This window comes from Bacillota bacterium (genome assembly GCA_030019365.1).
Taxonomy (GTDB): Bacteria; Bacillota; Sulfobacillia; order JACIYH01; family JACIYH01; genus JACIYH01.
The window spans coordinates 60,286-77,833 of record JASEFA010000010.1 but is presented as its reverse complement, the minus strand read 5'-3'; the positions used below and the strand labels follow the sequence as shown (position 1 = coordinate 77,833).

Annotated in this window: 15 protein-coding genes; 14 read left to right on the top strand and 1 reads right to left on the bottom strand. The window is 61.1% G+C overall.

The features are described 5' to 3' along the window. The 9 genes from QME70_12145 to QME70_12105 all read left to right on the top strand — a co-directional run. The coding region (locus tag QME70_12145) for an HD-GYP domain-containing protein (GenBank protein MDI6895326.1) at window positions 1–829 on the top strand (829 nt) is incomplete at its 5' end. Window positions 830–1,075: 246 nt separating this feature from the next. Beyond that, the gene (locus QME70_12140) at window positions 1,076–1,264 is read left to right on the top strand and encodes a hypothetical protein (protein ID MDI6895325.1); all 189 of its coding nucleotides are present in this window, start codon (window positions 1,076–1,078) and stop codon (window positions 1,262–1,264) included. 74 nt (window positions 1,265–1,338) lie between these two features. Continuing rightward, window positions 1,339–1,581: a hypothetical protein gene (locus tag QME70_12135; GenBank protein MDI6895324.1), complete on the top strand. Its 243-nt coding sequence runs from the start codon at window positions 1,339–1,341 to the stop codon at window positions 1,579–1,581. A gap of 144 nt (window positions 1,582–1,725) precedes the next feature. Beyond that, window positions 1,726–3,306 carry a multicopper oxidase domain-containing protein gene (locus QME70_12130; protein MDI6895323.1) on the top strand — a complete coding sequence of 527 codons (1,581 nt, stop codon included), beginning with the start codon at window positions 1,726–1,728 and terminating at the stop codon, window positions 3,304–3,306. Window positions 3,307–3,851: 545 nt separating this feature from the next. Next, the gene (locus QME70_12125) at window positions 3,852–4,250 is read left to right on the top strand and encodes an HAD hydrolase-like protein (protein ID MDI6895322.1); all 399 of its coding nucleotides are present in this window, start codon (window positions 3,852–3,854) and stop codon (window positions 4,248–4,250) included. Between the two features lie 1,048 nt (window positions 4,251–5,298). Continuing rightward, window positions 5,299–5,733 (top strand): hypothetical protein, encoded by a 435-nt coding sequence (locus QME70_12120; GenBank protein ID MDI6895321.1) that lies wholly within the window; start codon window positions 5,299–5,301, stop codon window positions 5,731–5,733. A 273-nt stretch (window positions 5,734–6,006) separates the two neighbouring features. After that, complete coding sequence (locus tag QME70_12115) at window positions 6,007–7,251, top strand: MFS transporter (GenBank protein ID MDI6895320.1); 1,245 nt, start codon at window positions 6,007–6,009, stop codon at window positions 7,249–7,251. Between the two features lie 941 nt (window positions 7,252–8,192). After that, window positions 8,193–8,732 carry an IS110 family transposase gene (locus tag QME70_12110; GenBank protein MDI6895319.1) on the top strand — a complete coding sequence of 180 codons (540 nt, stop codon included), beginning with the start codon at window positions 8,193–8,195 and terminating at the stop codon, window positions 8,730–8,732. A gap of 890 nt (window positions 8,733–9,622) precedes the next feature. Then, window positions 9,623–9,817, top strand: a complete 195-nt coding sequence (locus QME70_12105; protein ID MDI6895318.1) for a hypothetical protein — start codon at window positions 9,623–9,625, stop codon at window positions 9,815–9,817. Window positions 9,818–9,922: 105 nt separating this feature from the next. On the opposite strand, the gene QME70_12100 is transcribed toward QME70_12105, so the two are convergent. Next, on the bottom strand, window positions 9,923–10,150 hold the full coding sequence (locus tag QME70_12100) for a hypothetical protein (GenBank protein MDI6895317.1): 228 nt from the start codon (window positions 10,148–10,150) through the stop codon (window positions 9,923–9,925). A gap of 1,081 nt (window positions 10,151–11,231) precedes the next feature. Here QME70_12100 and QME70_12095 point away from each other — a divergent pair. The 5 genes from QME70_12095 to QME70_12075 all read left to right on the top strand — a co-directional run bounded on the left by QME70_12095 (window position 11,232) and on the right by QME70_12075 (window position 17,427). Then, a complete protein-coding gene (locus tag QME70_12095) occupies window positions 11,232–11,711 on the top strand; it encodes a DUF3830 family protein (GenBank protein ID MDI6895316.1) in 480 nt (159 codons plus the stop codon). Further along, window positions 11,704–12,813, top strand: coding sequence for a Xaa-Pro peptidase family protein (locus QME70_12090; GenBank protein ID MDI6895315.1), 1,110 nt, complete (start codon window positions 11,704–11,706; stop codon window positions 12,811–12,813). Before QME70_12095 ends, QME70_12090 begins: the two co-directional genes overlap by 8 nt. A gap of 120 nt (window positions 12,814–12,933) precedes the next feature. After that, window positions 12,934–13,488: a cupin domain-containing protein gene (locus tag QME70_12085; GenBank protein ID MDI6895314.1), complete on the top strand. Its 555-nt coding sequence runs from the start codon at window positions 12,934–12,936 to the stop codon at window positions 13,486–13,488. Window positions 13,489–13,572: 84 nt separating this feature from the next. After that, a complete protein-coding gene (locus tag QME70_12080) occupies window positions 13,573–15,612 on the top strand; it encodes a hydantoinase/oxoprolinase family protein (protein ID MDI6895313.1) in 2,040 nt (679 codons plus the stop codon). Window positions 15,613–15,624: 12 nt separating this feature from the next. Next, entirely contained in the window at window positions 15,625–17,427 is a 1,803-nt protein-coding gene (locus tag QME70_12075; GenBank protein ID MDI6895312.1) for a hydantoinase B/oxoprolinase family protein, read from the top strand. Window positions 17,428–17,548 lie beyond the last annotated feature (121 nt).

Sequence of the window (17,548 nt, the reverse complement as noted above, 5' to 3'; positions counted from 1 at the left end):
GGGCAAACTTTTCCAGGCAGTAGACAGAATTGTTGATGATTTGTGGACTGCCGGCGACCTTACCTTCACCCTTGCTGCCGTGCGCAGCTATCACGACTACACCTTTGTCCACTCTGTGGATGTGGCGGTGGTTTCGATTGTGATAGGGCTGGCCTCGGGATACGACCGGCCCCGCCTGCGGGAGCTCGGTGCGGGTGCGCTGTTGCACGACGTGGGGAAAGTGAAGATTCCCACGGAGATTCTGGACAAGCGCGAGTCACTGACCACCCAGGAGTTCGAGAGGGTCAAGCTGCACACGACTTTGGGATACCAGATCATATCTCAGAGCCGTGACTTCAGCTACGTTTCGGCTCACGCTGCTCTCGAGCACCACGAGCGGCTTGACGGGAGCGGCTATCCGCGGCGTCTCCGTGGCGACAAGATTCACGAGATCGGCAAAATAGTGGCTGTGGCAGACGTGTTCTGCGCCATGACCAGCGACCGGGTGTACCGGCGCAAGGTCCCGCCCCAGGAGGGGATCCGCCACATGAGGGCGGCAGCGAGTAAGTTCGACCAGCGCTTTGTGCGCCGTCTTGCTCTGCGCGTTGCCGCCTTTCCCAACGGTACCTTCGTCAGGCTCAGCACTGGCGAGCTTGCGGTCGTGGTGAGGCAGGATCCCCGCAACAGCGAGCGCCCGGTTGTTAGGCTTCTGGCCGACAGCGGCAATCGACCGGTAGAGCAGGTCGAGGTTGCCCTCGCTGACACGCCTGAGCTGGACGTGGCGCTCGTGCTGGATGACATGCCCGAGCAGGTGCGCCAGGCGCTGGCGTCGACCGGAGGAGACGGGTGATGCGGCGGTCCGGTTTGTCCGGGGCGTGTGCTGCTGTTTCTGGTGCAGGTGGCTTCGCGGGTGCTTACGCCTTGACCCGGGGAGCCCGCCCACCGGAGACCGGGACGCGAGTTTTGGGGCGCTGTGGCTTGCCGGTCAAGACCCGCTCCCGCCGGCGGCCGTGGCGCCCCTCCTTTGGGCTGCCGGGGCGCAGCCGCTTAACCGCAGGTGTTCCCCGCCCGGTCCCTGCTGGGGAGGGCAAGCCCGGTGGCGAAAGACGAGAGTGAAGAAACCTTGCTGCGGCAAGTAGAGGAGTTGCGGCAGGAACTGTACCGGTTTAAGGACAAGCTCGGAGTACCCGAACTGCCCGAACTGATCGAGGAGATAAGCCTGAAGCTCGACCGCTTGGTGGTGGAACTCATGAAGAGGAGGCGAGCGAAGACCGGAGTCCGCTAGAGAGAGCGCGGGGGCCGGGCGGGGAATGTTCCCGAGTGGGGGATGAAGAAGCGGGGGCGAGCCCTCAGCAGGGCATGATTTCCCGCGCGATGATCCGGGTGGCTGAGGAAGAGGGCCTCTCCCCCGAGCAGGTGAGAGGGGCCGTGGCCGCGGGCACGACCGTGATCCTGGCAAACCCCAATCACCGCATCCTTCGTGGCCCATTGCGGCCGCCTGGTGCTGGAGTCGTCCCCGGTGCCGGTGGGTACGGTACCGCAATGTCGTGTCGGGCGATGGGAGTGCGTCCCACACCCTCAAGGTTTATGCGCGGCTGGTGATCCGATCGGCCATGTAGACCCGGAATTGCAGCGGAGCTCAGGCTTTTAGATACCTTCGGCTTCAGTCCGCATCTAGTTCTAGCACGTTTTGACGATGGGCGACATAAGTTGTTGACGATAGAACACCTTGGGGAGGGAACCGAAATGCCCAGGCGGCTGTTCTACAACCTTTTTGCGACCGACGGCTTCATTCACCTGCCAACGGATCCGACAGGAACTGCACCCCGCGATCGCGTGTATGTGTTTGCCTTTGCTGGGGGACTCTTTGCTGATCAGCCCATTACTGAGAGGGGTGTACCCATAGGTCCGGTAAGAATCTTGAACCCGCAGTTGGATATCAACGTGCCTGCCAACCTCGACACCCTCAGAGGTGCCGGGGTTATTCCTTCTCCGAGGATAGACATGGATATAGGGGACGAGTTGTACCTTACCCTTGTCAACCTGGGGTTGTACCAGGCAGTGACTCCAATCCTAGACGTCCACACGATTCACATCCACGGTGGTCACGTAGCCACACAGGTCGATGGTGTTCCCGAGACATCCTTTGGGGTACCAGTTACACCTCCCGGCCACCCCGGCATTAGCATCACCTATTACTTCAAGCCCGAAAAGCCCGGGACATATTTCTACCACTGTCACGAGGAGGCCTCGGAGCACGTTCAGATGGGTATGTATGGGTCCTTGATAGTCTATCCGTCGAGGGAGAGTCTTGCCCGGGCAGATATTGTTCAAGATCCCGTGACCGGGCGATGGTCTTACCGCGGCGTATGGCAGCGACAGATTCCGACTACGGCCACGAACAGGAACTTTGCCTACAACGACATCAACACCTTCTTCAACAGCGATTGGGTACTTCTGCTGTCGGATATTGACTCGGTCTGGCACCAGGCAGTTTTCACAGGAGGCGGCTTCAACGCAGTGGATTACAAGCCGAACTACTGGCTTGTTAATGGTCGCGCTTTTCCGGACACGTTGCTGCCCACCGCGCTGCCACCGGATCTCGTGCCCAGCTTCGGTTACACCATTCCGCCTGGGTACGATAGCTACGTCAGGGTGTTTACGGGGGTGAGCAGTAACCCCTTCGCCCCAGCGCGCTTTGGTCGGCTACCCGACAAGTTCCTTCTCCGTCTAGCCAATCTGAGCTACCAGCCCGTTCCCTGGCACGTCCACGGGTGGCATGGCCTGGTTGTTGGTAAGGACGCCAACCCGAGGGTCGCGGATATGTCTAACCCCGCTCACGAGATGAACTTCACCACCCTGGTGGGTTCGGGAGAGAGCTATGACATTCTGTATTCGGCTGACGACAAAAGGTCGCTATATGCTGACTACATCTTCTGCGGCAAGGCCCGCTTCCCCTCCCTGAAACAGCAAGTGACGAGTGCAACGGCAGCTGCTGAAGCAGTCGGTACGTTCATTCCCCCGTTCCCAGGTGCTGCCGATCTCTGGGCCAACATCATTCTCATGGGTGGCCTCAAGAAAGGGACATTCATCCCGCCGTACAACTGGGCGGTCTGGAATTACGGTTCTCAAATTGCCGACAACCTCTTCTTCCCGCAGTTCTACATTGCCCACAACCACGACGACTACAAGGTAACTAACAACGGAGTGTACCCCGGTGGGCAACTGATCTTCATTGAGACAGACTTCCCGGGCTCGGACTATACGGCGTCTCCCCCCATAATCACAGAGCCGCCACATCCCTGCCTACCGGCCCCAACGCCGTAAAGGCTTGGGCCACCGCCGGGTGGTGAAGTAGTGAATCTCCGCGATGGCGTCCTGTGCCCGGCGTCCGGGGCAGAAGCCATAGGAGCATGAAGGAGAGGCGGGGGCGCTGGCAGCGTTGCTGCACTTGTTTGCGCAAGCGATGAAAGCTTCGTAGGCGGCACCTTATCCGACCCCGAGTTGCCTTTCGGCCCGCCACGATGGCGGTGCGCCGGCGTCCTAACGCCCGCCTGCTGCGTCGCATAACGCTATCCAGGCGTTCGGGGCGGCTCGCGTGAGAGCGTGGTCCTGCGCCGCTGACATTTGGGAGCGCCTCGGGGAGTCTAGCTGGGGCCGGCAGACTACCGGAAGAAGCGACCGCTGGCCCTCTTGATGTCGGTCAAAAACCAACGCCCCTGCGCCTCCCCCCGCAGGAACACCGTGTGACCGTGTAAACTATCTACGCGGACTCAGGTTCTTGGGACGCAATCGGTAGCCCATCTCGCCCGGCCGGCGCAGCCGCTGGCGATCAGGGGTTGAGCCTGCGTTACTCCCAGGGAGTGACACCCATGTCCGCGAGACTTGAGGTCAGGCGCGAGGTCCAGTGGTTGCTGACGGCAACGGCGACGGTCACCGGCATTGACGTTGGGGTGGCAGGCAAAGACCGGGTGGCGGTGCTGGGCACCGATCGGTCTCGGTGTGGCTGCCGGAAGCCATTACCGGGTTTGCTTTTGCGTGCGGCCCGGGAGCATGAGCTTGACCTCACCAGGACAGCCGTGATTGGCGATACGGGGGCCACCGACATGGTTGCAGCAAATGCGGTTGGCGCTATCAAGATCTTGGTGCGAACTGGTCTGGGCGAAGGATCGCTCAACGAATTCCGTCACTCATGGGCTGACGTGGAACCGGACTACGTTGCTGCCGACCTGCTCGACGCTGTGGAGTGGTTGGTCGCAAAGTTCGGGTGAAGACTCTCATCGAGGAGAGCACGACGCTTCGAGGCAAGGCCGGTGGTGAGGGGATTTACGCGCATCACCCGGATAGGCGGTGTCCTGCCCTGTCCGTTCGGCGGGGAGGAGGATCAGGGGGCACGGCCCCATGAGGTTCTGGCGGACGGCGCCATCCGCTGGGCAGCGGCGGGCACGGAAAGGGCTGCTGCTCTGGATCTACCACAACCATGATATCGCCGCCCTAGCCGCAGGAGCATGGCAGGTCCTGGAGTTCTCGGCCTCGGGTCGTACAGAGCAGAGGGTCATCCTGTGCAGGAAGCAGGATAGGCGAGCCGATCTACAACTCTAACAGGGGGCGGGCGACCTGATCGGGGCATCCGGCCTCTGGCCTCTTGGTTTGCTGTGGTGACGTGGTGGCTCTTAGATGTCGTTCACGGCGAGGGCTAAGACCCGAACCGCCGTCCTCTGACCGAGTGGTGTGGGAGAGACACGTCCGGGCCGTCCGATGCTGCTTTGATACCGTCACTTGCTACGAGGCAGCATGGTGGTTGACGCTCCACGACCCCGCCGCATCATGGAAGCTGCCCAGGAGGGTGCCTTGGCCGCCTGGCCTATCGCCCGACCCCCTCTCCCCCGCTCACGTCATCTCAGCCCACGAGCCGCGCTCTCGCCCGCCCCCGCCACCGCCCAGGCAAGACAATCGAGCGGCACCCGTTGTGCCGCGGCCCGGGCGTTCTGCAGGGGAGGCTTGGGCGACTGTGGTGGTGGCGGTGTCGGAACTGCGGCATTGGGCGCATGCTGCAGGTTTGTGGACGAGCCGCCGTCCGGCGGCAAAGGGTGCCACCTGGTGGTGGTTCCCTGGCCGTCCCGGCGCTAGCTGCGGGCAATGAAGGTGTGGGGGTGATCTGCCTTGGGTTGCCTGGCGCCAAGAACGCGGGCTATCGTGTGCCTTGCATTCCTTGCCGTCCTGCTCGCGGGTTGCTCAGGGTGGAGAGAGCAAGCAGCGGAAGCGGGCCGGGAGGCAGGCGAACTCCAGTCCAGGGTGGCTGAGCTGGAGGCGCAGTTGATGTCCATCAGGGAAGAACTGGCCGCCGTAACAGCGAGGGCCGGGCGGCTCGAGCAACAGCTGAGCGTGGTGAAGAAGGAGGTCTACGGCAGGTTCGAGCGCGACTCCCGGGGGGAGACCCCTGATGTTGTGATGCTCCGCTACCTTGATGCACTGCGCGCCAGGGACTGGGTGCGGGCTTACGGATGTCTGGGCCTGGTACCGGATGACGTCAACCTGAAGGGATATGCGGACCAAATGGAGCGGTCTGACGACGAGTTGCTGGAGTACTCGGTGCACGGGTATGAGATGATGAGCCGGGAACATGCGGCGGTATATGTGACCTACCGGGTCAGGTACCGCTCAAGCGGCCAGGTTTGGAGTTTTGAGCGGGAGCCGCGGTCTTCCATAAAGGAGAACGGAGTATGGAAGGTGAGGTGGCTGCCGCGGCAGTGACGGTGGAAGTCGGGGCACACCCGTGCGCGGGACAGGTTCCCATTGCGTATCCCGGCGGGGACGCGCCGGCCGGGCGGGGAGCTTATACGGACGCGGAGTACGCGCGTTCATCCGCGAGGACATGAGGCGGAACTTACAGCTTACCTCCTGGTATCTGCCGGTGCCCCGCGGGGCATGGTGCGATTCAGCGAGTGCGGATCCATGGCGGTGATGCGGAAACCGATCAGTGCAACCAGAGGGGCGGTGCCCATCACCAAAGGGGGGGCAGGAATCATGAGGGACCATGTCTCCACCCGCGGGGGGCGATTGGAATTACTGAAAGAGCGAGATTTCGGGCTGCTCTGGTGTGGTGGACTGGTGTCAAGCGTGGGTGACAGCCTGACCTCCTTCGCCTTGATGGCGTTCATTTACGCCCTCACACCGCGGAGTCTGCCCATCGCCCGTCTGTATGCCCTGGCGCTCCTGCCATCGCTGCTGGTAAGTCTTCCTCTGGGAGTGCTGGTTGACCGTTTCGCCCGGCGGAACCTCATGATTGTCGTGGATCTGATGCGGGCACTGCTGGTGCTAGCCTTCATGCTGGCCCGGGTGCCGTGGCACGTCTATCTGGTTTACACAGTGTCGGCGCTTCTGGCTCAGCTCTATGAGCCGGCTCGCAACTCGTTGGTGCCAAGCCTGGCGGGTGAAGGCAGGCTGCTGGCGGCCAACGCACTCCTTCTGCTGAACCTGGAGGTAGCCCGGGTGGTGGGCCCGGCTCTTTCGGGTTGGGTGTCAGCTACCTGGGGGCCCAGGGCTGTTTTCGCACTGGATTCGGGGTCTTTTGGCCTCTCGGCCCTGGCGCTAGCGTTCATCCGCCACCCCGAACGGGCGAGTGCACCCGACGGGCCCAGGCGGGTTGGGGGCGGCTCTTGGAGCGACCTCCGGGAGGGGCTCCGCCGGATGTTCAGTGATCGGCGGGTGAGCTTGGCCACCGGCGTGAACCTTCTGGTCTGGCTGGCGGCCGGTGCTTCGCCCCTGGTAGTGTACGCGTTCGGCCGTCAGCACCTGGGCCTGGGGGACGCCGGGGCCGGCCTGCTGCTTTCGGCCATGGGCATGGGCATGGTGGTGGGCTCGGCAGTGCTGGCCACCCTGAAGTCGCAGCCCGACCAATGGCTGTTGATGGCGCAGGCCCTCGTGGTGTCGGGCCTGGCGGTGGTGCTGATGGGCTGGCTCGGGGGGTTTTGGTGGTCTGTGTTCTGCCGTTTCTGCCTGGGCATGGCCTGGGTGGGATACCGCTCCTCCTCGCTGGCCGTCCTGCAGCAGGTGGTGCCCGACCGCTATCGCGGGCGGGTTCTCGCTGCCTACAACTTCGCCCTCATCCTGGCCATGGTGCTTTCCTTTCTCGGGCTGGGTGCCCTGCCTGATGTGGTTGGGGCCCGCCCGACCGTCCTCATTTCCGGCCTCTGGTTCCTGGTGGTGGGTGCACTTGCGACAGTCCTGCGGCCTCGCGTTTCCACCCCGGTTCGGGAGGTGCCGGCTTGACCGGGCCCGATTCGTTCCATGTGAGCTTGCCGTCTCGAGCCAGCTAACGCCACTCCTCTCGCTGGCCTTGCGCTCATTGTCGGCGGTTCTCGAAGCGGGCGCATGCGAGGTCTGGAGGAGGCGTCCTCTTTGGCCCGCTCGGAGTTGTAGCACAGGATGTAGCGCACCCCGGGACCCTTCTCCTCCTCGGGGAACTGGGGATCTTCCTCCACCACGCCCGCCGAGCCGGGCCTTCGCCTGGCGCAGGCCAATCCCTTCGCGGCGGGCTACCCCCGTGCCTTCCGGGGCACGGATGTATTCGGGAAGGTCTCCCTCGCTGATCATATCAGCGCGTGCGGTGAGTACCGCGCGCTCCAGCACGTTCCTGAGCTCCCGTACGTTTCCTGGCCAGGAGTAATCGAGGAGACGGGCGACCGCGTCCGGCGACAGCTGTCGCCTCGTGCCAAAAGATTGGTTGCACTTATTAAGGAAGAAGTGCAAGAGGGGAAGGATGTCCTCCCGCCGCTGCCGCATGGGAGGAACGCATATGGTAAACACGTTCAACCGGTAATAGAGGTCCTGGCGGAAGCGGCCCTCCCGGGTAAACTGTTGCAGATCCTGGTTGGTGGCGGCGATTATCCTGACATCGAGGGTGTCCCGGGCCACCATCTCCGCCTCCTCGAAGGAGATCTCCCGCCTGGCCCGGATCTCGCTCGTGAGGCAGGCAAGCGGCGTCTTAGCCTCCACCCGCTGCCTCCGTGCGGATGCACATCCTCGCGGTACTTGCGTATGCTGCCAAGGTGGTGGGCCAGGAACAGGTGCGGGTGACCGCATGATGCGTTTCCTGATAGATGAGGAATGGGCTTTGCCAGTGCCGTGGACTTTCCCCCTGGCTCGCATTGCGGCGTCGCGGTGCTATTGCTGGGCTGCTTGTGCGGACGCCTGGGGTGCTGCTTCTTTCCATGCCGGGAATCGGTGTGGTGACTGCGGCCGAGTACATTGGCGAGATTGGGCCACCGACTCAATACTGGGATGGGCGGCAAATCATAAAGCGGGCTGGCACCAACCCGCTTGTTTACCAGTCGGGAGAGGGCAAGGCGGTGTACGGTCCCATAAGCCGCCAGGGCAACGCGCATCTCAGGCGAGTTCTGGCTCAGGTAGGGAAATGCCTGGGAGGTCACAACCCCTACTTCCAGGCCTATGCAGAAGCTCTCAGCGAGCGGGGGCTCAAGCCCCGTCAGATCAACGTGGCCCTGGGAAACAAGTTCGCCCATGTATCGTTGGCCATGATGAAGAGAGGTGAGTTGTTCAATCCTCCGGCCTGGCGGGGGCAGCCCCTGGCCAGGTCGCCCCTGACCAGGCTGGCCGACGAGCGTCATCGAGAGGTTGCTCTCCAGACCCTCCGACAGTTGCAGCAGCAACGCGACGGCCTGGGCGCGAAGGTGCCCTTGCCCGAGAGAGGATTGGGGGAGGAAGAGACCGTTAATGCTTTGGGGCTGTGACCCCGCTAAGAAGTGTGGTCGCCCTCCCCCTGCAAGCCTGAACAGGCACCTTGGCCGCCCGAGGCCGATCTAATCAGCATAGACCTCTGCAGGCTAGTCCCGGGAGGAGCCGCCCCCGAATCCGAATCCGCTCGCGCAAGGGCAAGAGCTGCTTGTCTCGCCACCTGGACTCGTTCCGATCGGTGGCTCAGCGGGTCTTTGCCCTTTCCGGATCACTTGACTTCCCGCATGGCACCTTCGTCTGCGACGTTGATGGTTCGGGAGAATCCACACCCGCCTCTTGGCCTCCTGGCTGTGGCTGCCGCCGCCGAGGGTACTGCGGATCCGGCTGTTGATGCACGCGAAGGTTTTGCGGGATGACGTTAGCCGGCACCGGGCGGGTGCGGGAGAAAACTTGAGGTGTCACCAGTCTGACAACGGCATACGCGAAAGCAGGGAGCAGGGAGGAAGGTGGTATGGGATCACACTGTAGCATCGTCTTGTGTTTTCCGAACGGGGCGTCCGTGGCCGCGGTCAATAAGACATTCAACGCCGGGGAGTTGGCATTACCCGCGCACCGCCTGCCCGAGCCCTGCTGAACGAGTGGCCCCCCGCCGCATAACGTGGTGCTGCTTGGGTGGTGTGGAGGTCCCTTTCCTGCCGCCGTGACCGTGCCTTTGTGATTGCCGGCTGCCTGTGTAGCCAGCCTCCCGGAAAGCCACGACCGCCGGTTTCTTGGGGACTGCGGCCCGCCGGTCCTGGGGCGCGGCGTCGTGACGATGGATGAAGCAGGTAAGGAGCTGCATGTGACGAATATTCGCAACGGTTGGTCTTATCCCCAAGTAGCGGCGGTGCGAGAGACGAGGTAGGTACGGTTTGTACGCCCGGTTGGGGGTGATATCTTGGTGAGCATGGTCCTCGTCTCGCACAGTGCTAAGCTGGCAGAAGGGGTTAAGGAATTGGTGGAGCAAGTTACGCAGGGCTGTGTCCCTGTTGTGGCCGGTGGTGCGGTGGACGGGCAGCGATCCTGCTGGGGCTTCTGGTCACCGAAGAAGGCCTTCCCATCGCCCACGAGGTGTACGAGGGCAACAGGACCGACCGCGTGACCCTGCCTGACGCGGTGAACCGGGAGAGGTTCCAGGTGAAAGAGTGCATCTTCGTGGGATCCCCTGCGGACCCGCTTCATTTCAAGCCCGCTGTCGAAGTTGGGTTCAGGGGGGATGGTGGTCCTCCCGGCACCTGGGGTCGAGGGGTTCGAATCCACCCTTCCGGTGCCGGGCCAGCCGGGACTTGAGGGTGGAGACCGAAAGGCTCGCCCACTCCCCGCGTGGCAGTTCCCACTCCTGGCCTGCCAGACACTCCAGGATGCAGGTCTGTTCGCCGCGGGGAAGCTGCCTCTGCAACAGTCCGGGGATGCAGCAGTGGTGAAACAGCCCCACTTCGACCCTGCACTCCTTGGCTACCGCTTGGCGCTTCCCAGCGTGGAGCCTACCACCGGGAGCCTGCGGCAGGGAACTGCGGATTGTGCGGGGCCGAGCGCCGGCACGGCGGGTTCCGCAGGACGGTTGGGTTCCTACTTTTGGCAGCGGAGCCACTGCGACCGAGGCGACCTGTCCCCGCGGAGCCGCTGGCTGGGAATCCGGCAGCATGTGGATGGCAGAAGGGTGGGCTTCCTCTGCCTGCGGGCATCACACCCACAGGCTGGTGAGTTGCGTTGAGGTGCACCGGCGGGCAATGACAGGTCAGGATTGACGCGCCGGCAGGCCACCCACAGGGCGGTGATGGTCACCTCGAGAAGTTTGTGGCCGTCCCCGGTGATGGGGTGCACCAGGGCGTCGAGGTCAAGTCCGGGATCGAGCCGCCTGATGTACCTGGAGAGCACCTCGGTCACGGTGGGGACCAGGAGTCGGATTGGGCGCAGCTAGCGTTGGATCGTGCAAAGGGAGACGTCCACGATGGCGTCCGCAAGGCGGCGCCACGAGCGCCCCTGGACGAGCTGGGAGAACGCGCGGTCGACCAGCGCCATTCCGGAGGACCGGTGAGGGTGAGACCACGCAAGTAGGAGCCGATTAATTCGCACAGGAGGAAGGACGTTCGTTGAGAGCGAATACGTATCTGACAGGCGGATGACCATCTGATGGAATAGACGGATCGCTGTGAAGGGGCGGAAGCAGGGGAGGTGGTGATGATAGCGAGTGGAAAGAGTAGGACCACTGCGCCCAAGACTAGGATCCCTGGGGCCGTGAACTGGCAAGAACCCTGCGAACTGAGACCTGGAGCGGGTGCGTCCGTGCTAGATGTCAGGATAGCCGAGGTTCTCTGGGGGATGGTGGTGAGCAGGTCATCCTCGGGGCGGAACCCTCGGGGCACTCCTACTTGTCCACGACCTGCACGCCCGGTGCGTGCGGGCTTGGTGAACCGGTAACGTGTGCCCATCGAGGCCGATGGTGGCTGGTTGTGTACGGAAGGGCGAGAGACCGCTGACTAACCGAGCAAGACACGAAGACAGGAGGAGCACCCGTGCCAAGGAGGATTAAGATCAGTTTCGAACGCGGTGGCGAAGTAACGGCCACTCTCCTGGAAGATGAAGCTCCGCAAACCTGTGAGGTTGTCTGGAGGCAATTGCCGATTACTTCGGAAGCGGTGCACACCCGCTGGTGCGGGCGAGAGGTCAACTGGGCGGTTGACTTCGGACGCAGGCCCCCTCGGGAGAACCAAACCATCACGAGCAGCGTGGGGAACGTAGTCTATTGGCGAGAGTGGGAGGGGCTTTACCCTTCGACCGGAGCTGAGGCGCTGGGGGTTTACTACGGAGCCGAACTGATCCGTGACCACCGGGGGCATCAACCCGTCAATGTGTTTGCGCAGGTGGACACCTCGTCTTGGAACTTGCTTCGAGAGGTGGGGTATCGTGTCTGGCGGCAGGGAGCAGAAAGGGTTACGGTAACTCGTTTGGAGCGGGTTGAAGACGAAACGCCTGGGGGAGACAATGATGGATAAATCTGTATTCGAGAAGCGGTACAGCCACCTGCAGCGCAAGCTTGCTCAAGAAGACATACGGGCCGGGTTGATCACGGATCCAGTCAACCTTTATTACCTGACAGGTTGGCGGACTAACCCGCACGAACGCTTCACAGGGCTCCTCGTGCCAAAGTCGGGTCGGCCTGCCCTCGTTGTGCCGACCCTGGACGTCGAAGCTGCCGGAGTTGCTTGGGTGAGCGACATTCGCGGCTGGAAGGACGGAGAGAATCCCTACGAAGTTCTGGCCGGAGCTGCCCGAGCCTCGAGGGTGATGGAGGGGTCCCTGGCGGTAGAAAAAGCCAGTATCACCCTTGAAATGTACGAGGGTGTTGTGGAAGCCCTCAAGCCTGCCAGGACATTGGATCTGAGTCGTCTGTTGAACCAGCTTAGGGTAATCAAGGGACAAGATGAACTGGAACTCATGCAGCGGGCGGCCGACATCGCCTGCAAAGCCCTTGACTTGGTTTGCCAATTCATCCGGCCGGGAGTCACCGAGAGGGAGATCGCCCACCTCCTCGATGAGACGATGAGGTCATTCGGGGCTGACGGGCCTGCCTTTGAAACGATTGTCCTCTCTGGAGTCCGGTCAGCGCTCCCCCATGGCCGGACCGGAGATAGAGCGATCAGGGCCGGTGACCTGGTTCTGATTGACTTCGGCGCTGCCTACCGTGGTTACCTCTCCGACATCACCAGGACCTTTTGCGTTGGTCCCTGGCCAGAGGACCTTTCGCTGATCTATGATGCGGTTCTGGCTGCCCATGACGCAGCGATGGATGTGGTGGGGCCGGGGATCACCATGGAGGAGGTAGATCGTGCGGCTCGTAGAGCCATCGAAGAGCGAGGGTTTGGTTCGTATTTCAATCATCGGACTGGACATGGGCTGGGCCTGGCAATTCACGAGGAGCCGAGTTTCGTGGAGGGAAACCGTCAGGAGCTTGAGCCCGGCATGGTCGGAACGATAGAGCCAGGTGTATACCTACCTGGAGTCGGGGGTGTACGGATTGAAGATGAGGTGGTTGTAACCGCCGCAGGGAGTGAGAGACTGACAAGATGTACCGCTGAGCGGAGGGAACTGGGGTAGCTCCAGCCAAGAAAATCCCCGCGGGCATTTCCGCACAGGAGGAAAAGTGTTCCCTCACGGCGAATATCGTCGTAACGTGTCATGGGCACGGGGAATCCTTGGTTTCTTAGGAGGTCAAGAATGCAGGAAATCGGTCAAAGGATCAGGGAGCTGAGGCAAGAAAGAAGGCTGACTTTAGAAGATCTAAGTTCCAAGACCGGTCTTTCCAAGAGCTACATTTCTGAGGCCGAGCGGGGGATAGCATCTCTTACCATCACGTCCCTGCAGAAGATTGCGGAGGCTCTGGGCGTCCAGCTCTCTTACTTCTTCACCCCTCCGAGTCTTGCTGCGAACGGAGTACGGATTACTCGGGCAGGAGAACGCAGCGAATTCCGGATGGAGACCAGCGAGGACCGCATATTCAGCAGTCTTGCCGCAGGCTTTCCCGGCAGGGTATTGGAGCCCCTTCTAACTACTCTCCTCCCAGCCCACTCCAGAGCCGAGCCTTACAGTCACCCCGGGGAGGAATTCGCTCTAGTTCTTGAAGGTAGCCTCACGGTGTTGGTGGAGGATAAGGAGTTCGAACTTGGACCGGGAGATTCCATTCACCTCTGTTCTACAATTCCGCACAACTGGGAGAACCGTACTGACAAGCCTGTGAGAATCATCGCCGTCAGCACTCCGAAGATATTCTGAATGCCACGGTCCGGAGCATGGGAACGACCCACTATCCCCAGACCTGACGATGATTGAACTCAGAAAGAGGGGGGAGTCAATCCAGTGAAGCGGTTCCGCGTGGCCATGGACATTGGCGGTACCTTCACTGATTTCGTCCTGTACGACGAACTAACCGGAGAGTATAGCACGGGGAAGGTCTCAACCACCCCCAAGGACCTTTCCATCGGCGTTCTTGAGGGGCTGGTTCACCTGGTGAAGGATTTTGCGGCTATCGGTTTTTGCGTTCACGGTACTACGGCTGGCCTGAATGCCTTCCTGGAGCGCAAGGGAGCACGGGTAGCACTAATCACAACCGAGGGTTTCCGGGACGTATACGAAATTGCGCGGGGAAACCGGCCTGACATGTACAACATCCAGTACAGGAAGCCCGAGCCGCTGGTTAAGCGGCGGGATGTTTTCGAGGTAAGGGAGCGAGTCCTTTTCGATGGAACGGTGGCTATTCCCCTCGATGAGGCTGGCGTGCGGGACTTGGCCGTGAAGATTAAGGCTGGTGGATACGATTCTGTAGCTGTCGTTTTACTGCACGCCTATAAGAGCCCAGTCCACGAGAATCTTATCCGGGATGTCCTGAAAGAGGAGTTGCCCGAGATCTCGGTCTCCATTTCCCACGAGGTTGCGAGAGAATGGCGGGAATACGAGAGGACGAGTACCACTATACTCAATGCTTACATCGCTCCCATTGTGGAAGAATACCTAACCCGCCTTGAAGGCGAGGTGGGAAGCGGGGGTATGGAGGAACCGCTTTATATCATGCGCTCCAATGGCGGGGTAATGACGGCAGAAGTCGCCAAAGCACATCCAATCCAAACCCTGCTTTCTGGTCCCGTGGGGGGTGCTGTTGGTGGTGCCTCGCTGGCAAGAGAGATGGGAGTCAACAACCTGATCGGCGTGGACATGGGTGGTACAAGTTTCGACGTAACCATGGTGGTCAACTGTCACGTAGACGTCACGAATGAGACAAGTCTGCAGGGTTTCCCGGTGTTGACCCCAATGGTTAACATTCACACCATCGGAGCTGGGGGCGGCTCTATTGCCTGGATTGAGGGAGGTGGCCTACGGGTCGGACCTCAGAGCGCTGGTGCTCAGCCCGGGCCTGCGTGCTATGGCAGGGGCGGCACGCTCCCGACCGTGACCGACGCCAACGTGGTGTTGGGGCGGATTGATCCAGAGCACTTCCTGGGCGGTAACATGCGACTCTTCCAGGACAAGGCGCAAGAGGCTGTAGCGTCAATAGCTGCACAACTCGGCCTCACCGTCGAACAGGCCGCCGAGGGGATTTGCGACGTGGTCAATGCAAAAATGGCGGATGCCATACGTACCATCACTATTCGCAAAGGTATCGACCCACGGGAATTCACTCTGGCGGCTTTCGGTGGAGCCGGACCGATGCACGCCGTTTTTATTGCCCGACTCCTTGATATCAAAAACATCTTGGTACCAAGGTTCCCCGGTGCCTTCTCCGCCTGGGGGATGCTCCAGAGCGACATCAGGCATGACGAAGTTCGAACTTTTGTCCAGCCTGTCCGGGAGGCCGACACTTCGACGATGGAGTCCCTATACAGTCTGATGGAGGTTAGAGTGGGCGACGTTCTGAGGCGGCAGAGAATAACCGCTGATCGGATGACGTTTGTAAGAACCGCGGACATGCGGTACGTCGGGCAGGAGTACACGGTGAATGTCCCGGTGCCCGGCGGCCAGTTGAACCCGGACACGTTGACTTCCCTGACGGCCTTCTTCCATGACAGGCATCAGCAAATTTATGGTCACAGCAATTCGAAAGGCGCCGTCGAAATCGTCAACCTTCGGGTGGTAGGCGTAGGAAAACTCTCCACGGGAGTCAAGGCTCTCGCCATGGAGCTCTGTAAAGGAGAGCCGAAACCCAGGAGGGTAGCTCCCATCATATTCGAGGGCCGGCGTTTGCCCACCAGGATATTCGTGAGGGACGCTCTGCGACCGGGACAGCTTTTTGAAGGGCCGGCGATCATCGAGGAGCTCACCGCGACTACGGTGGTGCCGCCGGGCTACCGGGTTGAGGTCGACCGCTTCGGGAGCATGGTGATCAGCGCCATGGGGGAGGAGTAGGAAATGGGCGATATGCCTCGTGTGAACCCGGTTACGGTGGAAATCATCCGTAACGCGCTGCAGTCAGCGGCCGAGGACATGAACGCGAGCCTGTTCCGCAGCGCCTTCAGCCCGGTCATTTACGAGATGAAGGACTGCAGCGTGGGAATCTTCAACGAGAAAGCTGAGATGCTCGGCCAGTCGGCGGGACTGCCCATCTTTCTTGGTAACCTGGAGGAATGCATCAGGAAGACCATTGACCTGTACGGCCTTGACTTCTTCCAGGAGGGCGACATCCTGATCATGAATGACGCCTACATGACAGGGACCCACCTGAACGACGTCACGGTCTTCGCCCCCATTTTCCTGGATGGACAGCTTATTGGCTTCTCTGCCAACCGGGCTCACTGGCTGGATGTTGGTTCCAAGGATCCGGGAGAATCCACCGATAGCACCGAAATCTACCAGGAAGGTATTCGTCTAGGCCCCACCAAGATCATTGAACGAGGACGCCTTCGGGTTGACATTGTGGATCTCATAGTAAGGAATAGCCGATTCCACGAGGCGGCCGAAGGCGACATGAATGCGCAGATATCTGCATGCTTAACTGGTGAGAAGCGATACAAGGAGATCGTCGCGCGGTTCGGCCTGGAAACCGTTCGTGCTGCGATCGAAGATATTTTTGCGCAGTCAGAACGTCTCGACCGGGACGTGATCACCGCGATTCCCGACGGTATCTACGAGGCCGAGGGGTTCCTGGACAATGACGGTCAGACTGACGAGCCTGTCAAAGTCCACGTCAAAGTGATCATAAGCGGCAGTGATATGACTATTGATCTGGAAGGCTCTAGTCCGCAGACAAAAGGGGCCACCAATTGTGGCTTCCCGCAGACAGTCTCCGCCTGCCGGGTTGCCTACAAGGCATTGATCAGTCCCCGGTCACCCGTGAACGGTGGAAACTTCCGTGCGTTGACCGTGAAAGCGTCTCCTCGGTCGATTTTTGCCGCGGAGGAACCCGCCGCGGTGCAATGGTACTTCTCCCACTTGGGTCTACTAATAGATTTGATTATCAAGGCTCTGGCTCCCGTTATTCCCGATCGCGGAGCAGCGGCACACTACGGCGATTCGATGTGCATCAACTTTGCCGGGGTTGACCCGCGCGATGGGGCGCCGTTCCTTACGGTGGAGGCCACCGTGGGTGGCTGGGGGGCTTTCAACGGGGGGGACGGGGAGAACGCCGTGATTAATAATGTTAGCGGAGACTTCAAGAACCTTCCGGTCGAGGTGATGGAGTCCAAGTACCCCATAACCGTGACCCGCTACGCGATTCGCCCCAATAGCGGTGGCCCGGGAAAGTTCAGAGGCGGCAACGGAGTTATCAGGGAGTACCAGATACACTGCGACGAGGTAAGTGTGTACCTGTGGTGGGAGCGATCCAAGACTCCCGCATGGGGAATTCTCGGCGGCCAGGCCGGCAAGCCCCCGATCGTAGCCATCAACCCATCGACCTCGGGAGAGAAGCGAGTCCTCAAGGTCAACGGAATGAAGCTTAAGAGGGGAGACGTAGTCAGAGTAGAGTCCGGCGGCGGTGGCGGCTACGGGGTTCCGCTTGAACGCGACCCGTGGCGGGTGAAAGAAGACGTGATTGACGGGTATATTGATGAAGCCCACGCGGAATCGGCTTATGGCGTTCGCTTCGGCGCAGGGACGTACGAGATTGATGTTGTGGGAACACATGACCTACGTGCACAGATGCGGAGTGCGGGGGTCCAGCTAGGCGCCCACATGAGGGCGGGCCGGTCCGCCTGCAGTTCGGTGCTCTCTGTGATTAGGTAAGGGTGAGAGGAGGTGTTACCGGCCAGGAGATAGGGTGCGTGTGATGAGCGCCGAGCGATCCTGAGGGGTGTCAGCTGGTGGCGGCCAGGAGCCTCGTAGCCGGTTGACCCACAAACACCAG

What these genes read in the sequence shown, in the direction of transcription:
- QME70_12105 (MDI6895318.1), top strand. Translation starts at nt 9,623, where the DNA reads ATGGTCCTCGTCTCGCACAGTGCTAAGCTGGCAGAAGGGGTTAAGGAA.
- QME70_12110 (MDI6895319.1), top strand. Translation starts at nt 8,193, where the DNA reads ATGCCGGGAATCGGTGTGGTGACTGCGGCCGAGTACATTGGCGAGATT.
- QME70_12135 (MDI6895324.1), top strand. Translation starts at nt 1,339, where the DNA reads ATGATTTCCCGCGCGATGATCCGGGTGGCTGAGGAAGAGGGCCTCTCC.
- QME70_12090 (MDI6895315.1), top strand. Translation starts at nt 11,704, where the DNA reads ATGGATAAATCTGTATTCGAGAAGCGGTACAGCCACCTGCAGCGCAAG.
- QME70_12125 (MDI6895322.1), top strand. Translation starts at nt 3,852, where the DNA reads ATGTCCGCGAGACTTGAGGTCAGGCGCGAGGTCCAGTGGTTGCTGACG.
- QME70_12085 (MDI6895314.1), top strand. Translation starts at nt 12,934, where the DNA reads ATGCAGGAAATCGGTCAAAGGATCAGGGAGCTGAGGCAAGAAAGAAGG.
- QME70_12130 (MDI6895323.1), top strand. Translation starts at nt 1,726, where the DNA reads ATGCCCAGGCGGCTGTTCTACAACCTTTTTGCGACCGACGGCTTCATT.
- QME70_12115 (MDI6895320.1), top strand. Translation starts at nt 6,007, where the DNA reads ATGAGGGACCATGTCTCCACCCGCGGGGGGCGATTGGAATTACTGAAA.
- QME70_12120 (MDI6895321.1), top strand. Translation starts at nt 5,299, where the DNA reads ATGTCCATCAGGGAAGAACTGGCCGCCGTAACAGCGAGGGCCGGGCGG.
- QME70_12075 (MDI6895312.1), top strand. Translation starts at nt 15,625, where the DNA reads ATGCCTCGTGTGAACCCGGTTACGGTGGAAATCATCCGTAACGCGCTG.